The organism is Chryseobacterium fluminis (genome assembly GCF_026314945.1).
GTDB classification, from domain to species: Bacteria; Bacteroidota; Bacteroidia; order Flavobacteriales; family Weeksellaceae; genus Chryseobacterium; species Chryseobacterium fluminis.
Window position 1 is genome coordinate 1,607,105 of sequence record NZ_CP111121.1, and the last position, 23,748, is coordinate 1,630,852.

Below are 23,748 nucleotides of genomic sequence, written 5' to 3' on the forward strand. Positions count from 1 at the left end.
TTTTTCGGCAAGGGATTACCGGAATCAGTTATAAAATGATTCTAAGCGCTTAGAATATGTATTAAGAAATTATTTTGAAGGCTCGAATAAAAGATCGGTTATCTTTCTGTAGTCCTGACCTAAGGTATGTCTGATAAGTTCAATTAAACCTCTCATCGGATCATCGCTTGCCAGCACGGTCATCTGATTTTTGTCGATCAGCAGACTTCTGTCGAACAATCCTCCCTGCAGATCGATAGTCACTGCTTCTTTAGCTACCGCTTCTCCCAATTTAGCATTCACTGTTGCGGCTGCTTCAAAGCTACCTTCTAAAGCAAATGTAATTTCAAGAGAATCTACCAGAAAACGGAAAATCTTCGTAAACAGAATATCCATTACCCAGCCTGCAACCTGTATTCCATCCCGCGTATACTCGATTGTTCTTTCAACCATAGTAAAAACTACATTAAGGTAACGTTTAACGTAATCGAGTTTATTAACATTAGATGAATTATAATTGTATTTATCAAAAATATTGATCGTTCCGGATGACGTGCCAATATTGGTATTTTTAACCTTATTCACCAATTCATTAAGTTTTGTATTGATCGTTAAAATGGCAAGCTGCGTCTGCTGTAAATTGGTTGTCTTTTGGAAAACAAGATAGACATTCTCATACAGCCATTTCTGGATCTCCCTCATAGTGGCCGGATTTGAATTGATAGCCGGGTCAGATATCAGGCCGTCCCACCACATTAACAGATTTACTGTACAAAGAATGCTGTCTTTAATTAATCCGGATAACGAATTATTCTTGATATCTAGGTTAATATCTATATCATAGGAAGCATTGAACTGCAGTCCGAGCTCCTCCATCACCAAGTCTCCTAAATTAGTATTCATAATCTTTTTGGATTTATACCATTTCGTCAGAGACTCTATGACAGTAGATTCCAAAACCGGAGCATCACCTTCAATGGCTTCTTTTTTCCGGTATTGAATGCTTTTTATTAAATTTATGGCATCCGCCGGAGTGTAAGCATCTGGATTACCAAGGATATTTAATAAAGCAGGTTTGTCCAGATGAATAAAAAACTCATCACCACCTTCCGCGTTGTAATCCACACTTCCTGTACTTGTTCCCACTTTATATAAACGGTCTTTAATTTTAAGCTTTTTAACTCCATTCACCGTCTCTTCTTCAAGTACAAACTTCGTGTAAAGGGCAATTGCTCTGTCAAATTTGAAATCGGGTAGTTCGATATCAGTATTTGTTACATCTAAAAGCTTTCGTAAACCAGGGCTGTTTTCAATTTCAATATTGGCTGCGATGGCATTTCCTAATTGTATTTCAGTGCCTGAAGGCTGCCTGGTAAGAACTTTAGGATTCAGCGCACCTTCCGGATAAGATGCTGTATACTCCAAATCAAAACTTTTACAATCTAACCCAAATTCAAAGTTGAAATCAAGATAATGCAATATTTGATTTAATGTAGACAGATTATTTTTCTTTTCTGTCAATTCTTCATCGTCTATGAACTGATCTTCATCCCCCGGTTCTGATTTTGACCGGATATCCAATACTCCGTTAATGTTTCCGCTTGCACTTAATTTTGCTCCCAAAGTAAGATTTGCCTTTATCATGTATTGGAAAGGACTCAGGTCTACTACTTTAAAATATTGCAGTACTTTATTTGCCATCAGAGCACCTAACTGAGTCTGCGCATTTGCCATAGGTGCCATGGATGCCATACACATCGAGATAAGCGCGGTGTTATTAGGTTCTACAGGGAATTCATATTCAATTTTACCTTCTACATATCCTAAAGCGGATGCTTCCACATCACCTTCGATCTTCAGTCCTAAATTTAATTTTTTATTTCTTTTAGCTGCTCCTAACCCTACGGTAAGCTCTATTCCTAATGAATCATCGACACCTGCTTCAAATTTTCCCCACTGTGCCATGCAAATCACCAATTTATTTCTTTCCGTGACTTTCCGCCACATAAAAAAATCTCCTTCGGTACCTGTTTTCAGAGGAATTCCCCAAGTGACACTGGCCCCCACTTTTATGTGAGATCCAAGTCCCCTCGGCCATTTGTCCAGAAGCTGATTTCTAAGATGAACATATGCGCTTTTAAAAAAACTCAATGTTTCACGATAAAAATCCATAATTTTGTCAGCTGCTGTACTGACTGCATCATCTACAAAATCAAAAAAGACTTCTCCCAACGTTTTTCTTTGTTGAATTTCCTGTGTAATTTCGGTTCTGACATCAGGTACAGACGTAACATATGTTCCTCCTGAAAGCATAAGATCCGGATTGAAGTTCAGATGATAATACAACATTTCAACAAATGCTTTTGATGGCACATTTATTCCCATTCCCGGCGTTACGGTCATTCCTGTTGTCACATTTGAATATTCATTTATACTTTTTACAAAGTTGTAAAAGTTAGGCAGCTTACTGGATGATGTGCCTGATGTTGCCGGTCTTTTATTTTCATGGATAAAAACCTTTTCCAGTTTTTTGTAAAAAGCATCATTTTTTCCAAGGTTATTAAATTTTATCGGTCCCTCTTCTCTTTTCGTATTTAAATTGAAAAAATAAAGTACCAACATATAGAATCTCACCCTTGTATCGCTGGTACTTGAAAGTCTTTTAGGAACTTTATGTACCATAACTCCCTCTCCTGTCATGTACTCAATATCATGATCTACATAATAATATTTATTGATGATAGAATAGATATTATCTCCGTTTTTAACTTCGTAAGGTTCAGACTCCGGAAGTCTTGGTGGGGCAAATACTCTGATTTGCTTATTATTTTTATCCCGCAACAATACCGATCCGTCATTATATTTTTTTCGACTGATATCCAGATTTTTGCCGGTAATATTATTTATTCCCGAAATCGGAACCGTGGCATTTTTCTGCCCTGTCTCTTTCAAAACCTGAACATAGTGAATACTTTTATCTTTCACTTCCACAGTTTGCATATTCTTATTCGAATCTATATAAGTAAGGTTGTACTTATATAAACCGTCTGAGCCCAGAGTATCGGAGAAACTGACAAATTTATTATCTCTGTCACTTTTATCCGCGATATGCTCACCGGTTTCCATATCATAAATATGATCTGCAATAGTGAGGTCAAGCCACGATAAGGTAAGTGCATCCACAATTCCGGTAATATCAATTTCGACTTTTTGCTGAAAATCTTTTACTGCCTGTTCTGTTACCGGATTAAATTCAGAGTTTAGTGTAAAACCTCCGGGGAGATTATAATTGATATTTGGGAGTTGACCGATGATTTTTAATGCCATCTGTATACGCCGTACGACTCCTGGTCTACGATCGTCTTTCTGTACAGGAAGTGTCCTGAAAGGATTCGTCACCAGGTTTACCAGATCTCTGTTGGTTTTAAACAGTTCTGATCTCAGCTGGTAATTTCCATCGCTTGTGGTAACTGATACAAATTTATTTGAAGGTATTTTTTCTAATGCTAATTCAGATATATAAATTGCCATAAGTTATTGTTTTGTTAGTTGTTATTAATACACTCTCATTGTATTAAACACCATATTGATTTGCAAAGAATCCCATTTCAGGTTTTCCAGTGTATTTTGAGTATTTACCGGCAAACCGAAAACTGATAAATAATAATAAGTTATATTTGAGTTTGTGCAGAGTACCTTTTTTGTTAAAGAATTTTTTCTGGTAATCTGTACCTCATCAGGTTTAGGAACAAGTTTCAGAAATGTACCTGCAAAATCAATATATACAGGCTGGTAGCGGAATACTGTTGTATTTGCTGCATTATCCGTAAATGTTTCTGAAAGTGACGAATTGTTGAATGCCAAACAGTTGTAATAGTTCTCAAGATAGGTCGGAAAATTAGCCTCATAATCACTGGAATTCGACGGGCGGATGACTTCCTTAAGAAGATCACGATATTCCTGATTGGTAATACAAAAGGCATCAAAATCGGCAAAGAAAGCGTCTGTCATATTTCCCTCCCCTGCTTTTACATATGCCAAAGCCTTGTAAGAGGCAGTTCCTTTCTCAACAAGGAAACGCTGCAGCAAATATTCCGCCTGGCCATCATTGATACATCTGAAAGGTAGTGCGGAAAGAAATCCCAGAGATTCACCGGCCTGATATTCAAATTCATCAATATACATCTGATACTGAAATGTACCCGTCGGAAGTAAATTAAATAATTTCTGATATTTCTTATCGACAGAATCATTTACATTTCTGTCTTTTACCGTCTGAGAATTAAAGGTGAAAAATGTCACATTATCTTTATCCTTTGCAATGCCTATATTAGCCAGATAAGCTTTCTTGTTTTTTCTCATGATCGGAGCGTTGATTGACGAATAAACATATACCCTGAAATCTCCATCCGCTAAATCATCATCGCCTAAAATATCTTTCATGTGAAGAGGAAATACATTATTAAAGTCTCCGTTTCTGTAATGATCATAAGAATTCCTATTATTGGAAAGCTTTAGTAACATATAGTTTGACAGCAGCTTACCATTCTCAACATTGATATTTTTAAATGTTACCTTCTGAGTATAGCCCGATAAAACTTTATGATCTTTCGTCGCTTCACTTAACTGTACATCTGATTTCATTACAGAAAGATTATTCTTTCCCATACTGATGTTGTAAGCGTACAAAATATAGTTCGTAAAAGGATCTCCCAACTGCATCGGGAAAGCAATTTCTATCGTTTCTTTGTTAGAAGATCCGGCCGAAGATACCTGATAGTCTCTTAACTGTAATATCGGCCATTTTGAATTATAGTAATCCATCTCTGTCAGTACCGGCTGATTGGAGGAAGATGGATTCTTCATATAAAGTCTTACTGTATCGTGTGTTTTAAAGTAATGATTATAAGAATTTCCGTAATCATCACGAATATCGATGTAGATTGTATTTTTGTTATAGAATTTCGAGAGAACCGTTTTGATCTCCATATTCTGTTCGCCTGAAGAGTAAACTCCTATTTTACTTGCTTTATTGCTGTAAAAGTTTCCGAAGAAAGCACAGCAATCCATATAAGCCAGAATTTTTTCCTTTCTGACTCTGTCTTTAAATCTTTCTTCTCCTGTCGGAGTGGCTGACAGTGAGGGAGCTTGCAGAATATCATTAGATCTTCTGAGATCATTTAGTTTAGGTTCATATCCGATCCTGTCCAAAATGATTTGGAATCCTGCTTTGGTAGTACCTCCTTTAAATTTCCCGATTTCAAAACCTTCATCTACAATCATGGGATGAAATAGATTCGGATCCTGAGGAGTACTTCCTGTATTGCTTTCCAGGAAGAAAGCCTGCTCCAGATAAAGATTTCCGGATACTTCGCATCCTAAATATTTTTTTGTAGCAGCCATCGTGGTTCCAGCTTCGTTATTCATTTTTTGCTGAATCTGCTGGATTCTTTCGATGATGTTCTTACCGGAACGCATGTTTGAAACGGTAAGGATCTTTCCGTCTGCCCCATATAAGGAGTTTCTTTTGATCCCTCTGTAAATAAAAAATTTAACCGGGATATTGTTTAATGCAGACACTGTAATAGGTAGTAATGCAATGTTTAATAATTCGGGATTAGAAGGGTCTTCCTGAGCGAGAAGCAGAGATTTGCATACTGCAAATACCGGTGCATTATCTGTTACAGAAAATTTATTCTCCAAATTATACTGATCGGTACCCAAAGATCCGGATAAGGGACCGAAAGCCTCGGCTGAACTCTGGGCGACCATCGCATTGGGGTCTGTGAATAAAAAAATTCTTGCCATATTATGTATTTGAAATTAGGTATGGACAACTAAAACACTTCTGCAATCTTGCAGATCTATTATTAATTGAAAATTGGTTTAAGAAGAATCAAAGAAGTAATATAAATATCAAATCAGACAATTGGATGAATGGAGTGAGCGATATTCATGGTTATTACTATTTGGCGAATTAGATATTCATTACTTCTTTGAGATTGAAATAAAGCAGTTATATGAAAAATCAATAATATTTTTTAATGTGATCGTCTATAATATCTAAAAAAATTATCTTTGTGATTAATTCTACTTTCATTGGTTTACTGTTTTATTTCTAAAGCAAAACTATTCCCTCTCAACGTCAAAACTCGACGCAACAAATTTATTTTTAGAAAATTTTCAATTATTATCAGTTAAACTGTTGATATTATTAATAATATTCTTTCAAAAATTTCGCAATCACAAAAAAAACTCTGTAAATTATTAATTTTCAAATACTTAAAATTCACCAATACATTAAAAATAAAAAAGTCTACTTTTCCAGTGGACTAATAAAAATTTATGCCTTATATTTGCAACCGTAATCAGACCTATATAATGAAAGCGGGATTTATACATTATTCAGTGAGAAAGCATACCATCAATAGCATGATGATGTATTGCTGTGTGCCTGAATTTCAGATTTGCTGTGGTTGACCTTACTTTTATATGACATATTTTTAAAGGCTTTACCACGTTGTAGAGCCTTTTTTATTTAACAGGAACAGAATAAAAAATGATAGAAATAAAAAATATTTCAAAAACATTTCACCAGAAGAAACAGTCTTTTAAAGCACTGGACGATGTGAGCCTTACGATCGAAAAAGGTGATATTGTCGGAATTATAGGATTTTCCGGAGCCGGGAAAAGTACCCTGATCCGGACGGTGAATCTTCTAGAAAAACCGGATTATGGTCAGATTATAATTAACGGAGTTGATTTTACAAAATTAAATTCCAGGCAATTGGCCGGCGAGAGAAAAAGATCGGAATGATTTTCCAGCATTTCAATCTGCTTTCTTCCAGAACGGTTTCTGAGAATATTGCCCTTCCCTTAGAACTGGATCGCAACAATAAAGCGGATATCAACAGAAAGGTCAATGAACTGTTGAAAATCGTTGGACTGGAAGACAAAGCCCATGATTATCCCAGAAGCCTGTCGGGCGGACAAAAACAAAGGGTTGCCATTGCAAGGGCCCTAGCCAATGATCCGTATCTCCTGCTTTGTGATGAAGCAACCAGCGCGCTGGATCCGGCTACAACGCAATCTATTTTGCAATTATTAAGGGATATCAACCAACGGCTGGGCATCACGATTCTGCTGATCACCCACGAAATGGAAGTCATCAAAACGGTATGCAACCACGTAGCCGTAATTGATAAAGGAAAACTATTAGCGAAAGGAACTTTAAGCGAGATCATCTCCAACAAAGAGAATCCGATTATCAAACAATTTTTAAACTCCGGGGTTATGACAATACCACAAGAACTGAATAAAAAACTACAGAAAGAGCCACAGGAAGGATTATTTCCCCTTATCGAGGTGGAAGTGAATGAAAAAATATCTGTTGAAGAAGTACTGTCGATCGTATATGATCAATATAAAATTCCGTATAAGATTCTGAAGGCGGATGTAGAATATCTGGGTGAATCCAATTTCGGGAAGCTTTTGTTACAGCTTCAGGGCGAGGAAGAAGAGAACCAGCAGGCCATCTATCATTTCAATCAGAATAAAATTCAAAATACGGTAAGAGGATATGCTTAGTGATACAGTAATTTCTCTTTTATCAAAGGGAGTGTGGGAAACGGTTTACATGACGTTTGTTTCAGGATTTTTCGGTTTTGTGCTGGGATTGCCGGTCGGGATCTTATTATTTCTGACGAGAAAAGATCAGTTACTGGAAAATATGATATATAACAGAATTCTGTCTGTTCTGGTGAATATTTTCCGGTCTATTCCTTTTATTATCTTGATCGTGTGGATGATTCCTTTTACAAGAAGCCTTGTCGGCACATCCATCGGCATGAATGCCGCACTCGTTCCTTTGAGCGTAGGAGCCGCTCCCTTCATTGCCCGGCTTGTTGAAAACAGCCTGCTGGAAGTTCCCCAGGGACTTATTGAAACTTCGAGGGCGCTCGGAGCAAGTCCGTTTCAGATCATCCGGAAGGTTCTGCTGCCTGAGGCATTACCGTCACTCATCAATAATGCAACGATTACCTTAATCACCTTAGTCGGTTATTCTGCCATGGGTGGAGCAGTGGGAGCCGGCGGACTGGGACAGATCGGATATCAGTACGGTTATATCGGGTATGATGCACTGATTATGAATCTGGTTTTAGGACTGCTGGTAGCCATTGTGTTTATCATTCAGTTTTCCGGGGACCGGTTGGCCAAAAGATTTGATCACCGTTAAATAAATGGCACAGATATAATTCATAAGTGCTTTAACAATATAATGTGGATGTGAAATAGTGTCGATAAAAGGTTATTTGCATAACGGCACATTAACCTTTTATCCTTTTTAAAGAAAAAATAATTTACAATGAAAAAAATAAAGATTTTAGGTTTATTGACGGCAGGGATGTTAGTATTCACCGCTTGTCAGTCTTCAAAAAAGGATGATCCGAACTTTATAAAAGTAGGAATCACTTCCGGGCCGGAACAGGAAATTGCAGAGACGGCTAAAAAAGTAGCTAAAGAAAAATACAACCTTGATGTGGAACTGGTCGCTTTCAATGACTATGTTGTACCCAACGAAGCGCTGAATAACGGGGATATCGATGCCAATGCTTTTCAGCATGTTCCTTATCTGAACGAACAGTCAAAACAACGGGGCTATAAACTGGCTGTTATCGGGAATACTTTTGTCTATCCTATCGTAGCGTATTCAAAAAAGATAAAAAATATTAATGAACTTCAAAACGGAAGTACGGTGGTTATTCCGAATGATCCGACCAATGGAGGCCGATCTTTACTTCTTTTACAGAAAAACGGATTATTGAAACTGAAAGACGGCATTGGATTATTACCGAAAGTGACTGATATTACGGATAACCCGAAACAGCTTAAAATCCTCGAGATTGAAGCGCCTCAATTACCCAGAGTACTGGACGATAAGGAAGTAGTGATTGCCATTATCAATAACAATTTTGCTGCCCAGGCCGGTCTGGATGCCGATAAGGACGGAATTTTTAAAGAAGATAAAAACTCTCCTTATATGAACGTCGTGGTTGCAAGACAGGATAACAAAGACACTGAAAAAGTAAAAAACTTTTTAAAGGCGTACCAGTCTGATGAGGTCATGAAAAAGGCAGCAGAGATTTTTAAAGGAGGTGCAGTTAAAGGGTGGAATTAATTTACAGCAACAGCCTTTAAGCAGTAAGCGGTAAGCTTATTTTGCATGATAAAATCTATTATTGTATATTAGACATTATTTCGATTTTTTGAAATGATGTCTTTTTTTTGCCGGGTCGTGCAATGTTTTACCGGTTAAAATTAATTCTGAAATTCCCGCAATCTGTAAATCATAAGAAATAACTGGTCAGAAATAACCATTTATTGAAAATATTCATTTTCTCAATTTGAGATAATAAATATTTTCCTTATTTTTGTTGTTAATCAAAAAAAGGCTTTTATGTTAAAGAAGACTGCCATTGTAAGTTTATTCACCCTTATTTCTGCTTCGTATATGGCTCAATCAAATACTACTTTACCCGTTTATTTAGATGAATCAAAACCTGTAGAACAACGTGTACAGGATGCTCTTTCAAGGATGACCACCGAAGAAAAAGTAGCGATGCTTCACGCTCAGTCGAAATTCAGTTCTCCAGGGGTGCCCAGATTGGGAATTCCTGAATTCTGGACCACCGACGGTCCTCATGGAGTACGGCCGGAAGTAATGTGGGATGAATGGAACCAGGCAGGATGGACGAATGACTCGATTATTGCCTATCCGGCTTTAACCGCTCTTTCGGCAACATGGAATAAAAAGATGTCTTGGAACTACGGAAAAGCTTTAGGAGAGGAAGCACGTTACCGCAAAAAGGATATCCTCCTGGGACCCGGAGTGAATATTTACCGAACACCGCTGAACGGAAGAAACTTCGAATATATGGGTGAAGATCCTTATCTGACCTCAAAAATGGTGGTTCCCTATATAAAAGGCGTACAATCCAACGGAGTGGCCACTTCAGTAAAGCATTTTGCACTGAATAACCAGGAAATGTTCCGCCATACCAGCAATGTAAAGATCGATGACAGAACGCTGTACGAAATTTATTTACCTCCTTTTAAAGCAGCGGTTACGGAAGGAGATTCCTGGACCATTATGGGTGCATACGACATGTATAAAAATCAGTATGCAAGCCAGAACCAATATCTGTTAAATGACATCCTGAAAGGAGAATGGAAATACAAAGGCGTTGTGGTATCCGACTGGGGAGCGGTCAACAATACCGAACAGGCAATCCATAACGGACTGGATCTTGAATTCGGAAGCTGGACCAACGGTCTTTCCGCAGGAACAAAAAATGCCTATGACAATTATTACCTGGCCAAGCCCTATCTTGATTTGATCAAATCCGGAAAAGTGGGAACCAAAGAACTTGATGATAAAGTAACAAGACTTCTCACCCTTGCCTACAAGACGACGATGAACCGAAACAAGCCTTTCGGAAATATCGCCTCTGAAGAGCATAAAGCAGTGGCCAAAGAGATCGGTGAAGAAGGAATCGTATTGCTGAAAAATCAGGGTAATGTACTTCCAATAGACCTTAATAAAGCGAAAAAAATTGCCGTTATCGGTGAAAATGCCATTAAGATCATGACGGTCGGCGGCGGATCTTCTTCCTTAAAAGTGAAGTATGAAACGCTTCCTTTAGACGGGATTAAGGCCAGATTCGGAAAACAGTCTGATGTACAATATGCCCGCGGATATGTAGGAGACATCGGCGGAGAATACAATGGTGTAAAATCGGGTCAGGATCTGAAAGATACGCGTTCACCCCAGGAATTACTAAACGAAGCGGTGGAACTGGCAAAAAAATCGGACTATGTTATTTTTGTAGGGGGATTAAACAAAGCGGATTTCCAGGATAGTGAAGGAAACGACAGAAAAAGCTACGGACTGCCCTATAATCAGGATCATGTGATTTCTGCATTGGCAAAAGCAAATAAAAACCTGGCGGTAGTACTGGTTTCCGGAAACGCTGTGGCGATGCCTTGGATCAAAGAAGTACCTACTGTTCTTCAATCGTGGTACCTGGGTTCTGAAGCAGGAAATTCAATTGCCTCCGTATTAGCGGGTGATGCCAATCCGTCCGGAAAATTACCATTTACATTTCCGGTGAAACTGGAGGATAATTCGGCCCATCAGCTGGGAGAATATCCGGGACAGAAAGATGAGTTTGCAGCAGGAAAAGGAAAAGATCAGCAAAACCCGATTAATATTACGTATAACGAGGGAATTTTCGTAGGCTACCGGTGGCACGATACAAAAAAGATCAAGCCGTTATTCAGTTTCGGGCATGGTCTGAGCTATACTACTTTTGCGTTTGGAAAAGCTAAAGCAGATAAAACTACTATTTCGAAGGACGATACCATTACGTTCACGGTTTCTGTTAAAAATACAGGAAAGATCGCCGGAGCGGAAGTTGCCCAGTTATATATTTCTGATGTAAAATCTTCTGTGGAAAGACCGGCGAAGGAACTGAAAGGTTTTGAAAAAGTATATCTGAATCCTGGAGAAGAAAAACAGGTGACTTTTACGATTGATAAAACAGCATTAAGCTTCTTCGATGCTGAGAAACACGACTGGGTGGCAGAGCCCGGGGATTTCGAAGCCCACATCGGAAATTCTTCTGATGCTATTAAAACGAAGGTGAAGTTTACTTTGAAGTAATCTTACTTATATATTTCTAAAACGGAGGGCCTGGATTTTATTCAGGCATTTTTTATTCCTTAAACTGATATTCCGTGAGTCTGTGATCTCCGAATTTCATTAAAATATTTTCTGTGACTGCCCATTTCAGGTCTCTGCTCGCTGTAGGAGCCGAAATATCTTTAAAACTCTGCAGATAATCTTTCCTGCTGAATTTTTGGGCGCCGGCTTTTTCTTTAAATAAAAATATTCTGTCTTTTGTATTCAGATTACTATTTTGTGACCGCAAAAGCTCCTTTAAAGATGCTAACAGGATTTGTAACATAAATTCAATAAAGGGAGTAGACTGCCCTTTTTTATCAGATTCTGAAAGGGCATTATAGTATTCTTTCTGATTTTCTCTGATAAGACTTTCTACCGGCAAATACTCGAAAACAGGATATTGCTGCATTAAAATTAATGTCTGCCATAATCTTCCCATTCTTCCGTTCCCATCTATGAAAGGGTGTATACATTCGAACTCATAGTGAAATACCCAGCTTTTAATTAATATGAGCTCTTTATCATTTTTCAAATACTTAAAAAGATCATTCATCAGCCCTTTCACCATGGTTCCGCCTGGTGCCAGGTGCTCAACTTTTGAGCCTTTTACAATTCCTACATTTTTTGTCCTGAACTTTCCGGCATTTTCAACCAGATCTTTCATTAACATCGCGTGGGCAAGCTCAAGATCTTTCATTTTATTTGCATTAAAACGTTTCAGATCATGATACACCTCAATAGCATTATGAACTTCAAGAATATCTTTGGCCGGAGCGATAATTCTTTTATTTTCCAGTAAAGCGGTTATCTGTTCTTCCGTGAGTGTATTTCCTTCAATTTCTAATGAAGACTGAATGGTTTTAATGCGATTTTTTTTTCGCAATTCCGTGGTTGGCTTATAGAGATGATGAGCATTAATCTCTCCTATTTTTTCTGAAATAGAAATAACCAATTCTAAAATTTTATCTGTTATGGTATAAGGTGGCTTCACAATCTGATAGTATCATTTGATAGTATCAAAGATAGAGATTCTATTTTAATAAACTTATTAATATCATTTCCTGTCCGATGTCATCTAAAATCAGTTTAATATCCTTAAATTTATATTAAAATAAAAATTCAATGGTAGAAACCGTTTCATTTTATGATGACCTGCATTACGAGGATGGCCACAAGCCTGCTGTAAAGGTGATGCTCAAAAACGATCTGGCCAAGGAGATCAGAATTCTTTTCCGTAAAGGCCAGGAGATGAAGGAGCATAAAGCGCCCTACCCTATTATTGTCCAGGTTTTGGAGGGGCTTATTGATTTTGGAGTCGAGGAAAAGCGTTATCTATTAAAGAAAGGCATGATGATTCAGCTGTCTGCTGATATTCCGCATGATCTGGTTGCTTTGGAAGAAAGTATGGTAAGGCTCAGCCTTAATCTGCAGGATCATCCGTCGAGAGTAGAAAATATTAAATAATAAACAGTTTTTGATATCCTTGGCAGCCTGTTATTTAGACTGACTTCATCCCGGAATATATCCGGATCATTACAGGGGATGACAGAACCGGATGTTTTCCGAATATTGAATGGTGACCGTCATCCTAGCCCTGATCGGAACATTTGTCTGAGCTCATTTTTTGTTTTCGGCGAGCCTCCGGCTCGCCGAAAACAAAAAATAGCGAGTGTGGAGAGCAGGAAAAAGCTCCTGATCACTTATTATCTAAAACAAAAAGACATGCATGATCTGCATGTCCTGTAGCTGTTAAAGAAGATGCTATTTACCGCCGCCTCCGCCTTTTTCAACATCAGTTTTGGTATTTCCTTTTACTTTCTGATTTCCAAAACGTTTGACGAAGGTCAGGGAGACGCCGTACCAGTCGGATTGTGAGGAGTTCCTGAAGGTACCTGCAGAACTGAACGTCGTCGTATCAAAATTAGGTCTCTGGAAAATATTCATCAGCTGGATACTGGCTTCCATCTGTGTTTTCGGGAAAATCTTGGTTACGGAAATATTATGGAATACATTGGTTCTGTTTGCTAAAGAATTTCCGTTATTCTGGTTTGAGAGTTCGACCCAGGCACTCAGGTTGATGTTCTTATTAAAAAGATTGGTGTACGAGAGGTTGGTGGATCCGCCCCAATAGCTGATATAATTTTTAGGGCCTGAGCCATCTTCTTTGTTAAGTCCGTTCCTGCTGTTGAAATCACTGTTGTCGATATAATACCATCCGAAACCAACGTTTACGCTCAGTTTATTTTTAAGAAAAGTCTGGTTGGTACTTGCAAAAAGATAATATTTTTCAACTTTTCCGGGAAAATTCCCCGGATATGAAATTGTTTTATTGTTTTCATAGTCATAGGTTGTCCAATAGTCCTGTTTTGTAAACATATACCTTGCCGAGAGAAAGTATTTCTTAAAAACCCCCAGTTTCATGACCACGCGGTCACTTGGATTTGGTTCCAGATCCATATTTCCCCGTGTATAGATCCCATCGTTATTGGGGATAAGAAACGGATTGAATTCCGAGTACCACGGGCGCCAGATATTGCGGTTATAGGTAACACTCAGATCATATTTATCTGAAAAAGAATATTTTAACAACAGGTTCGGCAAAAAGGTCCCGTAAGAATCTTTCCGGTAGGTTCCGGCGACGTCCTGGCGTACCTTAAAGTCGATGTGTTCATAGCGCAGGCCGATTCTGGTTTCCAGTTTTTTGAAAAAAGTCCTGCTATAGTTGGCATATAAGGAATTGATATTATCGCTGTAATGAAAGATGTCATTCGTTCGCAGGTCACTGTCCAGGTTATTTCCGTACAGATCATTAGGAATCACATTATTGTTAAAATCCATCTTCCCTCCTACTTCGAATGTAGCACCGGATTTTCCCAAAGGCTGGGTATAGTCTACTTTGAGATAGTAGTTTCGCATCTGATTATAAGCATTAATTCCCAGCTCATCTGCTACAGGTTCGGTACTGATATCCCTGATAAAAAGACTTCGGTCTTTCTGAGAATCATAATTGGTTCCGATATTAACATCTAAAATTTTGTTTTTCTCTTTATCATAATATTTGTAAAAAAAGTTGGTTCCTAATGTCCGGTTCATTCCGTTTGAATTCTGATTCTGAACATACGAATCCTGAAAATCGTTATTCATAAAATTAATTCCGCTTGCCTCAGACGAAGACGCCGTTTTACTCTGATAATATTCCAGGATAAGCCCGATGTTATTTTTATCATTCAGTTCGTACTCCGACGTTGAGGAAATGGAAGGACTCTGGTTTCTATAGATACTTTCGCTCTCTATCTTTGTTATTTTGTTATTTTCATACAATGTATTGTAGATCGCGTTTTGCTGAACATAGGTATTGTTACTGTAACTTCCGATCAGCGTCTGGGTGAATTTCTTTTTATGATAGTTCAGATTCAGATTGGTATACTGGGAGTTTTTCCTGTTCTGCCTGTTGTTAAAGGTCGCACTTCCCTTCAGTCCCTCGTCGTCACGTTTTTTAAGGACAATATTAATGACAGATCCTGCGCTTTCGTAGCGCGAAGACGGACTGGTGATCACTTCTATCTTGAGGAGATTATCGGCAGGAATGGTAGCCAGATATTCTTTCAGTTCTTTTCCTGTAAAAACAGATTTTCTGTCGTTGATATAAACGGTTACGGATTCTCCTTCCGCCTTGATGGCATCATTATTATCAATGCTTACCAGCGGAGTCATTCTCAGTACATCCCAGGTGGTATTTCCGGCAACGATCGAACTGTTGGCCACGTTAAAAACCGTGCGGTCCACTTTTGATTCTACCGTGGGTTTCCGGGCTGTCAACGTCACGGCAGCAATTTCTTTTTCCTGCTTTACGGTATCATTTTTTTCCTGAGCAAATACTGAAAGACCCACTATTAGGGCGATTGGCGAAAATAACTTCTTCATTGATTATTTGTTTTCAACTATAAGACACCTCAGCATGAAGAACTGTTACATGAAGAATTAAAATAGGTAAAAAAATCTTTAGCATCCTGATTTTGTGAATAAACACTTGATATCTTTGAATCCCCGCTATAGTATTCTTTCAAAATTAGGGGTAATGCTTCGGATTTTATTCCAAAGGAAGAAATAAAAGATCTATGCTATGGCTGATGCCGTTGTTATTGTATTCTCTCCAAAATATTCGTATGTCTTTTAGCGGCTAATTTCTGCGCGTCCGATTGCCTTTTTCTATAAGAACCAGAGAACTTTACCAGTACCAAGGTCACTTCCCTCAATCATTCCGTGTCTTCCTGTGTGTCTCAGATAAACCGTGCTTCATATCATATATTCCGGTCTCATGAATCTTACTTATGATTTAATTAATAATCTGTATACTACTAAAATTTTTTTTTAAATCTTTCATCGTGTTTTCAGATGGATTATTACAATAAATAGAAAGTTTGTTTTCTTTAGAATGTTTAATAAATAAGGCTCCAGCTTATGAGGATGACCACTGGGACTCATTGCTCAGTTGAACGGCTTTGGTCTTAAAAGCTGGATCGTATATTTTCGCTCTCGTTTCATACGTTAAAATTAAGGTTTTATGCTTAACTTCTACTGGATGCTAAGTTAGTATATCCATTTTGGTAGTTTGATTACAATTATCATTATCATATTTGAAAATCAAACCCTTATTATCAATACTATTAGGTACTGCAGACGCAGAACCTAAATTATAAAAACCTAAAAGCTTATTGAAAGAGTTATAAATATATACTTGTCCGTTACCTCTTTTTGAATCCTCATAAACACCTATATAATGAACAGATTTTAAAATTTTGAGAGTATCTTTTTTGGAAGTAATAATATTCCCCAAATATTTAATTACTTGTTCATCAATATCTTTTCCTTTTTTTGCAAATCCAAAATCTTGGTTAAGAATACGTTGTTCTAAAACTAATAGCCTACAACGCTCATAGTAATCTAGCTTTGCTTCAGTAATTTTATTTTTATTATTTTGCTGTAAATCAGGTTTATTACAACAAAGCTAAAAAAGCGTACTCGTAAAAGTAAAAACCGCCACTCGAACAAGTGGCGGTTTTATTTTAAATTTCATTAATTATACAAAGCAAGAACTTCTTTAAGATACTCCTCACTAATATTCTTATTGTCTACAAATGTATAGGGTATATATGAGCTACTTGATGGATCATAAAGTGCTATTTCAGATGACTCAACTGTAAACAAATACATCGGCTTTTTAGCAATTAATTCTTGTTTTAAAAATAGAGACATCATTTGTGTGTTCTTATCAATATACAATGAATCTACCTGTACTGAATCTTGATTTATATTATATTCATTTCGTATTTCGTAGTTATAGTGAATAGAATAATTGCCTATATGAGTAGGATGGTATTTGCCTTTCTCTTTTTTGAGCCAACGTAAAAATATATTAAGATCACGATCCCCAACAACATAAGTCATTTGTATGGTATCATTTTTCACTGTTGTCATCCCGAATGGCCAACTTGGAGCAATAGTAGCTTCTTCTTTAAGTCTTCCCTTTGTGTCAAAAAGCTGAATTTTAGGTGCTCCTTCATCAGTAGTGAATCTAAGACGTACTATATCTGTTTTGCCCGCACTTATTTGATAAGAAAATCCATTACCTTCCAATTTATCAAAATTGGAATTTCCACATGCTATAAGTGATAACAATAATGGTAAAAGCAGATAGACATTTTTTATTTTCGATCTCCCCATATTATTTTGCTTTTTTTGATTATTCCTTCAGCTGTCGTTACGTTTTCATAGCCTAAACGCTGAAATAGATTTGAGTTAAAAGCTTCTCCATACGCTGGAAAACCTGCTTTTTGGGCTTCCCTTTTCCAGTGAGAGTTATTAAATATAAGCCCCATTTTACTATTCCCCGACAAATTAAATCCTCCCGCATTTAACATAAAATCCATTTTAGATTGCCCCGTCAAGAAGGCCGCTCTTCCTGCTGCAAAATTTCCAACATCTCTGGCTGAAACATATACACCTTCCGCTATTTGTGAACCCGAATATAATCCTCCACCATTTTGGGTTTTATAATCATATTTATCACCATTTCCACCGTTCCATGCATAATTCATCCTTGCTACAAATCCTCCATTGGCTTCAGTATCTCTAGAAATTGCATCACTAAAATTATTAAGCCAATCTCTTGCTGCGTAAGAACCAAAATCTATCTTGCCTGTAGGATTTCCTTTTCCATTATTAAATGAATCCCAAACAAGTGTTCTTCCCATTCTCTCTCCACCACCCGAAGTATTTTCTTTAGAATAGTTTTGATTAAGTTCTTGTTTAGTTTCTTTAGCATTACCATCATGACGATAAACCCCCAAGTCACCATCATTATAAACCGCAACAACATTTCCAAACTTATCAGTATGCGTACTTTCTCCAGACATTCCTGTAGGATCTTTAAACATTATTGGATTATTATAACCATAAGCGTAAGGCTGCAACGTTTTTTCAGAAAGCGGATCGTGCTGCCCGAAAATTACAACATCCGGCATATAGAAACGAGCATTGAGATCATAGAACCCTGTTTCTTGTAGTTCTTGGGAAAGGTACTTGTACTGGTACGCATTCTGAGTAGTCAGTGTATAATGATGCAGTAAGCCAAACGGATAATAATTATTAACTTCCACAATCTCGCCCGGTTTCCAGATACTGATGCAGATTGGGCATAATTACACCAACAGCAGATATCAAACTTCCCACTTTAGAGAAAGGGAGGAATTTTTTTGTATCATATTTTGTTGAAATTTCCTAAAAAGAGCTAATTAGAGTTATTTAGCGCTAAATGGAATATTGTATTTGTATCCTTGTGGAACAGGTATCTTCTTTAAAATAATTCTATGAGCTATGGTACTATCAAGTTTATTTCCTCCATAGATTAATAAAGTGTCTTCTAAGATTAAATGAAAGTCCTTATAGCAATTTGTACAACGATAAATAGTGTCTTTTGAAGTTTTATCAATTAATATAAGTTCATTAGGAAAAATCTTATCAGAATAATTTGAATATGTATATCCTTCTAAAAAATAACTTTTAGTCTCTATTCTCTTATATATTTTTTTTTCATTCTTACAACTGAATATCAATAAAAAGAGGACGAAAAATGTAAAATAGCGAAGTAATTGCATTAATCTTTTTTTAGTTTTTGATTAGTAAATTGATGAAAATAGCCTCTATAAATATTCGTACCTGAATAAGTGTGTTCTCCATAAAAAGGGAATCCTTTATTGTATCCATTTCCATTAAAGAAACCACTCCTATTATTTTGAAATTGATTGTATCCTCCTACAGCTTGCATTGCATATCTATAAAAGTCATCTGCATTTGCAAATTTCTCTTTGAAACTTGAATTGTTTTTATATTTATCATAAATCTTCCTCATATTATATCCAAAAAGAATATTTGAAGCAGCTCTCAAGGATGTTATATTTTTACCTGCTTTTACTGGAGAATATAAATCTAATCCGAGAGATACTTTTAAATCTAATGCCCCTCCATTTCTTGAAGAATAGGCGAGATTTATTAAATCAAGATAAAAATTATCTATATCATTGTTCGTATTATAATTGTATTTATATATTAATGCTCCTAGGGTTGTAAATGTATTAAGGGTTATATTTGAGTTATCATTATTCATCGCAACTCCATCAAATTTTCCTGTAGCATCATTTGTAAAAAGAAAATCAAAAGAATTATTTAAAGTTCCAACTCTTTGACTTTTCTTAATGTCATAATTTCCATTTGAATCAACCAAATAAATCCCAAAATCTCCATCATTTTTTGCACTTACTATTTCATATTCTCCTTTCTTATTTTTTGTAACTCCAATACTTGCATGCATTTCAGGTTGTTGGGCTATCATCCCTGTTGGGTCATTAAAAGATATAGGATTATTATTAGCGTAACTATATGGTTGAAAAGTAGCATCACTTAATGGATCATGTACAATCCATCGTCCAATATCCGGCATATAAAATCTTGCACCATAATCATACATCCCCGTCTCCTGCAATTCCTTTCCGTTGTACTTGTACTGGTACGCATTCTGAGTAGTCAGTGTATAATTATGCAGTAAGCCAAACGGATAATAATTATTAACCTCTACAATCTCGCCCGGTTTCCAGATACTGATGCAGCTTGGGGGATTCCACGGATCCCATGGTATATTGTCACACAGACTCTGAAAATATTGCCGTGGCTGAATCGAGCCATCTTTGTTGGTATCTGCATAACTTAATCTTACATTTCCCAAATGGTCTGTATAATGATAAATATAGAGCTTATTAAGCGCATCATAATATCCTTCGGAAGTAGGAATAATCCTTAATTTTATTACTGCTGTTTGATTTGGGGCAGGCTCAACCATAATTCCACCAGTCACCAAACCTGCATTTTCCTCTGATGGTGTTGTAGACTTGTATTGAAATCCATCCAGATAATCTGTTTCAATGTCACCAAAGAGTTTTTTCACTTTTACTCCGTCTGCCCGGTAGGTATAACGGGTTATTTTGGACTGTCCCATAAATTGGGTCAAGGTCAAGGTCATTTGGGTAATCTGCTCTGGTAAATTTAAGTAATTATATTTGATTGCCGAAATTCCCTTGTCTAAATGACTGGTCATATTTCCATTATCATCATATCCTATTGTATTGTGCGTGGTCAAATAAGGATAGCTCCTGCTGTTACCGATCTGTTCTTCCGTTACTTTTGTGAGCCTGTTGCCCGCATAATCATACTTAAGATTATCGATCATTAAAGCGGTATTTCCTGAAACCAGTCCATCAGATCTTTGCAGTCTTTTTATGTTTCCATTCAGATCATACTCCAGTCTTTCAAAATATTCACGCGCCGACTCAGCACCCTGTTTCTGATAAAATCCAGCTGATAAACGGTTTAAATTGTCATACACATAACCGTACCTTTTTAAAGGCTCATTATCTTCTGTTAAGGTTTTCCAGGATACTTCAGCGATGTTTCCATTGTATTTCGGCTTTACTTTCAGATCCATAAAATCGGTATTCGGATTCTCCAAACCTTCGACATGGTTGTAATTGATTTTATAACCAAACAGATCATTGCCCAAATTGGACGGATCGTTGATCTGGGTCAGCCACCCACGGATATTATACGCATAATCAATGCTCTGAAGGTTATTCCCTACTTTTTTATTGGTCAGCTGGGAAAGTTCGTTGTACGTATTTTCAGCCAGTAATTCTCCAGGGTTATTGCCTACATAATGCCAGTGTTTTTTTATCCTGTTCTGATGATCGTATTCAAAGACTTCCGCAATACTGGTTTCGGGATCACCCGCCAGTCTTTTATGATAGGTATTGGTCTGAAGGACAGCACCAGCAAAATCAAGTTTATGATTGACCACCGTATAGCCTCCCAGATGATTATCGCTCCTTGAGCCTATACTTCTTCCTTTGGTATCATACCAGGTGTAGATTTTGGTCCAGCTGTCGTCTTCGATATTTTTGATATAACTGGCTACCGGTAATCCTTTCGTGGATACGGTATTGGAATGGTTATCCGTTAAAAGCTCCTGGGAGAACACATTGGTGACAGCGGGTGAACCGGCGGGATACGTATCATAATACGTAACTGTGAGTGCTGTATCAAAATACGGGAAGCTGTCATTGGAATAGTAAATCTGCATCCCGTTTTTTGTAAAGCCAGCTGCATCTCTGCGCTCTGTAAGAATAAGATTATTCCCAATGACATTCTGCATATCGTTTCGGTCGGTTCCCGAAACTCGTCCTGTAATAATAGGTCTTCCAAACGAGTCATACTTGGTAAAAAGCCACTTTCCGGCAGCACGCATTACAGCATCCTGCGTAAAAATCAGACGATCCGCTTTATCATACACCAGATGTTCCCAACCTTTTCCCGGGACTTTCTTTTCCACCAGTCTTGCCCTGCCGTCGTACCGGTACTGGTAACAGAGAGCATCCATAACAGTGTTGAGATCTGTAGCGACGGCTGCTTTCGGAGGGATCACAAATGCCAGCTGATTATACTCATTGTATACATAATAGGTATCCACTTTTTCGGTTCCGTTGATTTTTCTGACTAAAACGACCTGCCCCTGTCCGTTTTTAAACTCAATGGTTTTATTGCCGTCTTCATCGGTGACCGTATTTTTATACAGCTGGTTGGCTCCGTAATTTCCGGTATAACTGATTGTGGATTTGGTGGCATTATTTTCCCAGGTGGTTGTGGTGGTATATTTAAACACTTTGTAATCTCACCCATCTTAAGTACACTTAAAAGTAGAGCTTTTAGTTAATAATTTATTGTTGTCGTTGTTAAAATTTTGTTGGAATGTGGGAAACTCGTTGGCCTTAGTTTGGGTTAGTTTTCCATATTTCAATAAAAAATCCCTCGGCGTGAGGTATTGCAATGATTTGTGAGGCCGCTCATTATTATACATCCACATCCAAATTTCCGAATAATGTCTCATCTGACTGATGTTCTCAAATAAATAAACATCTAAGAATTCTGTCCGAAAAGTTCTGTTGAATCTTTCTACCAAAGAGTTTTGCGTTGGTTTTCCAGGCTGAATATAATGAAGCGCGACTTCATTTTTATTGCACCAGTCTTTTAGTTTTTCAGCAATAAACTCTGGACCATTGTCAACTCTTATCTTTTCAGGTTTCCCACGCCAGTCGATTAGTTGTTCCAGCTCAGAAACAACTCTTGCTGATGGTAAACTGGTGTCGATGGTAATATTCAAAATTTCTCTGTTAAAATCATCAATGATATTAAGGCTTCTAACGCTTTTACCATTCTCCAGAGTATCGTGCATAAAATCCATACTCCACGTTACGTTAGGATAAACAGGACGAAGCAAAGGCTCTTTCACCCTTGCCGGAAGCCGTTTCTTTCGTTTACTTCTTAGATTCAGTTTCATCGATTTGTAAATCCTGTAAACCCGTTTGTGATTACACCCGAAACCCAAATTTCTCAAACGGTGGTGCATTGTCCAAAATCCCCAGGTCTGATGCTGTTCTGCGAGCAAAATCAACTCCTCCCGAATCTTATCATCCTCATTATTTTTCTTTCTTTTATAATAAAATACCGAACTGTTTATGATAAAAAGTCTACACGCATTCCGAATGCTTATTCCGTGTTCCGATCCGGAATAAACGACCAGTTCCCGCTTCTCGGAAGGTGTTAAAGCTTTTTTGCAATCACATCTTTCATTACCACGTTTTCCAGCGTAAGTTCAGCCACGATCTTTTTATATTGTGAGAGTTCCTTTTCCAATTCCTTCATTTTAGAGAGTTGCTGCACATCCAAACCACCATATTTACTCTTCCATTTGTAAAATGTCGGCTGGCTGATCCCGTGTTCACGGCAAATCTCATTCACGGTTCTTCCTTGATTTTGTTCAGCTAAAATCTTAATAATCTGAACTTCTGAAAATTTACTGTTTTTCATAGTATTCCAAATTTAAAAACTATATTTTTAAATGATACTGTTTTTGGGGAAGATTACAACTTCATCGGCTACTGCATTGGCATCATAATCGAATTTCACCGGTTTATTGCTCCAGTCTGTTCCCACCTGGATCTGCTGCTGAATACGGTCTAACGGAGAGTTTTCTAAAATCTTTTCCGCATAGATCTTTTCTGAGCCGTAAGACGCAGAAGCATTGGCAAGTGGAGTCGGGAAAATAGCTCCGTTTAAGGTTTGGGATTGTGGGATGGGAAGATAATCTTTGGTCTGCCTTCCAAATCCGTCATATTCAATATGGGTCACCACATCTTTTCCCAGTGGTGAGGCTTTGACATTCACGATCTGTTTTGGACGTCCCAGGCCATCGAAATACTGGACGGTGTTAATCTGTTTTGCATCCGGACTGGATGTCGTAACAGGTTCTAAATAGGTTCTGGACTGGATATAATTTTCTGTAGGACTCGGCGCATTCTGTGCATGAACTAAACCGGAAAGAAGCAATGTGGCTACTGGTATAATTATTTTTTTCATGATTT

General features: G+C 37.5%; 15 protein-coding genes. 6 read left to right on the forward strand and 9 right to left on the reverse strand.

The window, feature by feature from the left end:
- Positions 1 to 69: 69 nt before the first annotated feature.
- Both ODZ84_RS07055 and ODZ84_RS07060 read right to left on the reverse strand, forming a co-directional pair.
- Positions 70 to 3,510, reverse strand: coding sequence for a peptidoglycan-binding domain-containing protein (locus ODZ84_RS07055; RefSeq protein WP_266176287.1), 3,441 nt, complete (start codon positions 3,508 to 3,510; stop codon positions 70 to 72).
- Positions 3,511 to 3,534: 24 nt separating this feature from the next.
- Positions 3,535 to 5,787 carry a hypothetical protein gene (locus tag ODZ84_RS07060; RefSeq protein WP_266176288.1) on the reverse strand — a complete coding sequence of 751 codons (2,253 nt, stop codon included), beginning with the start codon at positions 5,785 to 5,787 and terminating at the stop codon, positions 3,535 to 3,537.
- Between the two features lie 751 nt (positions 5,788 to 6,538).
- On the opposite strand from ODZ84_RS07060, the gene ODZ84_RS23070 reads away from it, so the two are divergent.
- The 5 genes from ODZ84_RS23070 to ODZ84_RS07080 all read left to right on the forward strand — a co-directional run bounded on the left by ODZ84_RS23070 (position 6,539) and on the right by ODZ84_RS07080 (position 11,701).
- Positions 6,539 to 6,796: an ATP-binding cassette domain-containing protein gene (locus ODZ84_RS23070; protein ID WP_323136875.1), complete on the forward strand. Its 258-nt coding sequence runs from the start codon at positions 6,539 to 6,541 to the stop codon at positions 6,794 to 6,796.
- Entirely contained in the window at positions 6,793 to 7,566 is a 774-nt protein-coding gene (locus ODZ84_RS07065; protein ID WP_323136876.1) for a methionine ABC transporter ATP-binding protein, read from the forward strand. The genes ODZ84_RS23070 and ODZ84_RS07065 overlap by 4 nt, the downstream gene beginning before the upstream one ends.
- Positions 7,559 to 8,215, forward strand: a complete 657-nt coding sequence (metI, locus tag ODZ84_RS07070; protein ID WP_266176289.1) for a methionine ABC transporter permease MetI — start codon at positions 7,559 to 7,561, stop codon at positions 8,213 to 8,215. Before ODZ84_RS07065 ends, metI begins: the two co-directional genes overlap by 8 nt.
- A gap of 129 nt (positions 8,216 to 8,344) precedes the next feature.
- Positions 8,345 to 9,157 carry a methionine ABC transporter substrate-binding lipoprotein MetQ gene (gene metQ, locus ODZ84_RS07075; RefSeq protein WP_266176290.1) on the forward strand — a complete coding sequence of 271 codons (813 nt, stop codon included), beginning with the start codon at positions 8,345 to 8,347 and terminating at the stop codon, positions 9,155 to 9,157.
- 279 nt (positions 9,158 to 9,436) lie between these two features.
- A complete protein-coding gene (locus ODZ84_RS07080) occupies positions 9,437 to 11,701 on the forward strand; it encodes a glycoside hydrolase family 3 C-terminal domain-containing protein (protein WP_266176291.1) in 2,265 nt (754 codons plus the stop codon).
- Positions 11,702 to 11,753: 52 nt separating this feature from the next.
- Here the strand turns inward: ODZ84_RS07080 and ODZ84_RS07085 are convergent, their stop codons facing one another.
- Positions 11,754 to 12,713, reverse strand: a complete 960-nt coding sequence (locus ODZ84_RS07085) for a Fic family protein (RefSeq protein ID WP_266176292.1) — start codon at positions 12,711 to 12,713, stop codon at positions 11,754 to 11,756.
- A gap of 131 nt (positions 12,714 to 12,844) precedes the next feature.
- Here ODZ84_RS07085 and ODZ84_RS07090 point away from each other — a divergent pair, with 131 nt between their 5' ends.
- The gene (locus ODZ84_RS07090) at positions 12,845 to 13,186 is read left to right on the forward strand and encodes a cupin domain-containing protein (protein ID WP_266176293.1); all 342 of its coding nucleotides are present in this window, start codon (positions 12,845 to 12,847) and stop codon (positions 13,184 to 13,186) included.
- Between the two features lie 297 nt (positions 13,187 to 13,483).
- Here ODZ84_RS07090 and ODZ84_RS07095 read toward each other — a convergent pair whose 3' ends face one another.
- From ODZ84_RS07095 to ODZ84_RS07120, 6 genes are all read right to left on the reverse strand, one after another.
- Positions 13,484 to 15,646 (reverse strand): outer membrane beta-barrel family protein, encoded by a 2,163-nt coding sequence (locus ODZ84_RS07095; RefSeq protein ID WP_266176294.1) that lies wholly within the window; start codon positions 15,644 to 15,646, stop codon positions 13,484 to 13,486.
- A 1,152-nt stretch (positions 15,647 to 16,798) separates the two neighbouring features.
- Entirely contained in the window at positions 16,799 to 17,446 is a 648-nt protein-coding gene (locus tag ODZ84_RS07100) for a hypothetical protein (RefSeq protein ID WP_266176295.1), read from the reverse strand.
- Positions 17,428 to 18,381 (reverse strand): RHS repeat-associated core domain-containing protein, encoded by a 954-nt coding sequence (locus ODZ84_RS07105; RefSeq protein ID WP_266176296.1) that lies wholly within the window; start codon positions 18,379 to 18,381, stop codon positions 17,428 to 17,430. The genes ODZ84_RS07100 and ODZ84_RS07105 overlap by 19 nt, the downstream gene beginning before the upstream one ends.
- Positions 18,382 to 18,878: 497 nt before the next feature.
- Positions 18,879 to 21,989 carry an RHS repeat-associated core domain-containing protein gene (locus ODZ84_RS07110; protein WP_266176297.1) on the reverse strand — a complete coding sequence of 1,037 codons (3,111 nt, stop codon included), beginning with the start codon at positions 21,987 to 21,989 and terminating at the stop codon, positions 18,879 to 18,881.
- An 18-nt stretch (positions 21,990 to 22,007) separates the two neighbouring features.
- Positions 22,008 to 23,194, reverse strand: a protein-coding gene (locus tag ODZ84_RS07115; RefSeq protein WP_408612399.1) for an IS3 family transposase whose coding sequence is annotated in 2 segments (ribosomal slippage) — positions 22,008 to 22,942 and positions 22,942 to 23,194 — 1,188 coding nt in all. Because the reading frame shifts where the segments join, the coding sequence is not laid out codon by codon here.
- A gap of 27 nt (positions 23,195 to 23,221) precedes the next feature.
- Positions 23,222 to 23,743 (reverse strand): DUF6443 domain-containing protein, encoded by a 522-nt coding sequence (locus ODZ84_RS07120; RefSeq protein WP_266176298.1) that lies wholly within the window; start codon positions 23,741 to 23,743, stop codon positions 23,222 to 23,224.
- Positions 23,744 to 23,748 lie beyond the last annotated feature (5 nt).

Excerpts from the sequence above, each read along its gene's own strand:
- ODZ84_RS07055 (WP_266176287.1), bottom strand. The coding sequence starts at position 3,510 with ATGGCAATTTATATATCTGAATTAGCATTAGAAAAAATACCTTCAAAT.
- ODZ84_RS07060 (WP_266176288.1), bottom strand. The coding sequence starts at position 5,787 with ATGGCAAGAATTTTTTTATTCACAGACCCCAATGCGATGGTCGCCCAG.
- ODZ84_RS23070 (WP_323136875.1), top strand. The coding sequence starts at position 6,539 with ATGATAGAAATAAAAAATATTTCAAAAACATTTCACCAGAAGAAACAG.
- ODZ84_RS07065 (WP_323136876.1), top strand. The coding sequence starts at position 6,793 with ATGATTTTCCAGCATTTCAATCTGCTTTCTTCCAGAACGGTTTCTGAG.
- metI (WP_266176289.1), top strand. The coding sequence starts at position 7,559 with ATGCTTAGTGATACAGTAATTTCTCTTTTATCAAAGGGAGTGTGGGAA.
- metQ (WP_266176290.1), top strand. The coding sequence starts at position 8,345 with ATGAAAAAAATAAAGATTTTAGGTTTATTGACGGCAGGGATGTTAGTA.
- ODZ84_RS07080 (WP_266176291.1), top strand. The coding sequence starts at position 9,437 with ATGTTAAAGAAGACTGCCATTGTAAGTTTATTCACCCTTATTTCTGCT.
- ODZ84_RS07090 (WP_266176293.1), top strand. The coding sequence starts at position 12,845 with ATGGTAGAAACCGTTTCATTTTATGATGACCTGCATTACGAGGATGGC.
- ODZ84_RS07095 (WP_266176294.1), bottom strand. The coding sequence starts at position 15,646 with ATGAAGAAGTTATTTTCGCCAATCGCCCTAATAGTGGGTCTTTCAGTA.
- ODZ84_RS07100 (WP_266176295.1), bottom strand. The coding sequence starts at position 17,446 with ATGGGGAGATCGAAAATAAAAAATGTCTATCTGCTTTTACCATTATTG.
- ODZ84_RS07120 (WP_266176298.1), bottom strand. The coding sequence starts at position 23,743 with ATGAAAAAAATAATTATACCAGTAGCCACATTGCTTCTTTCCGGTTTA.